Annotated in this window: 1 protein-coding gene; it reads left to right on the top strand. The window is 30.5% G+C overall.

All coding sequences use genetic code 11. The annotated features are described in order from the left end of the window. A partial coding sequence (locus tag ACYVLS_RS09005; RefSeq protein ID WP_460323736.1) for a phenylacetate--CoA ligase family protein occupies window positions 1-1,509 on the top strand: 1,509 nt, incomplete at its 5' end. Window positions 1,510-1,643 lie beyond the last annotated feature (134 nt).

Genomic DNA, 1,643 nt, shown 5'->3' with positions numbered 1-1,643 from the left:
TGGATCATCAAAAGCGACTTTTTGAAATTTTTCTCCCCCATGGGGGAGAAAGCTCCATTCTTTCAAACAGTTAATCAATCAACTAAGTTAAGAACAATTCTTAACTACAAACTTATTATACGAGGAGAGTTTATGATGAGAATTCTTGAAAAAATATATAATAACTCCCCTATTTTTTTCCAATATATTATGACTTCGGTAGCTGGTTACCAAAAGAACAAAACAAGATATGGTAACACATACTATGAGTACAGAAATTTTTTAAAAAAGTTCGATACTCTCTCACTCGAAGAAAAAGTTAGTTATCAGCATACTGAACTAATCAAATTCATAAAATATGCAAATAGTAATAGCTCATTCTATAATAGTCTATATAAAGGTATTGATATAAATTCTATTCGCACAGTGCGAGATTTAAGAAAACTTCCAATCGTTGATAAAGAATTAATTCGTAGTAATAATATTCAGGTTAATACATTATCCAAAAAAAATGCAGTAGTAAGCCATACTGGAGGAACGACAGGGAAATCATTAGAGGTATTATTTACGCGAGATGATATGATGAGAAGAATGGCAATGCTTGATCATTTTAAGTCCCGAGTTGGATTTGAGCATTTAGAAATGAAAAGAGCAACATTTAATGGTAAGAATATTATTCCAGAGAAACAGACGTCTAAAGTGTTTTGGAGATACAATAAAGCATGTAAACAGATGCTCTATTCTTCCTTTCACCTCTCAGAAGAAAATATAGGTCATTATGTTGACAATTTAAATAAATTTAAACCGGATGCAATTGATGGTTTTTTTATGTCAATGGTAGATATAGCTAGCTATATTGAAAGACATAGTATTGAATTGAAATTTAAACCAAATGCTATTTTCCCAACATCAGAAACTATTACACCATCGGGAAGAAGTTTATTAGAACGTGTATTTAATTGTAAAGTTTATGATCAGTATGCTTCAGCAGAAGGGGCTCCATTTATTACAGAGTGTTCTAATCAAGTATTACATATGGAACTATCCTCAGGTATTTTTGAGCATGTTGAGGAAGATAACAATGAAATATTAGTTACTAGTTTTACGACACATGGGACCCCCTTAATTAGGTACCGCATTGGTGACTCTATGTTGTTTGATAGTGAAACTACATGTTCTTGTGGTAATGATTCTCCATTAGTTAAGAATATATATGGTAGGAAGTTAGATTTTCTTTATTCTAGTAGTGGTTCTAAAGTTCGTCAACCCACCACAGCAATAAAAAAAACAAGACAATCGGTGATTAGAACTCAGTTTATTCAGAATCATATGGGTGAAGTGAAAATTTTATTAGAGGTCGATAAAAATTCATACAAAAATGAATTTGATAAATATTTTATTAGTGAAATGAAGTATAAACTAGGAGAAAGTACTAATGTTGTAATAGAACATGTAGAAAGTATTCCTCGAGAGTCTAGTGGGAAATATAGAGTTATTAAGAACAATGTTAAAAATCCTGAAATGGTATAAATTTATTAGGTAACACCCAATAATCTATGAAAAACTATGTATTAAAAAAATCTTGTTGCTCGTTTGATGCTAGCTATTGATCAGGTTAAATAAAAACTGATTTTTAAAAAAAGTTAGCCTTTAATAAGAGTCTA

The organism is Alkalibacterium psychrotolerans (assembly GCF_054784355.1).
This window is presented reverse-complemented; position numbering and strand designations above follow the sequence as displayed.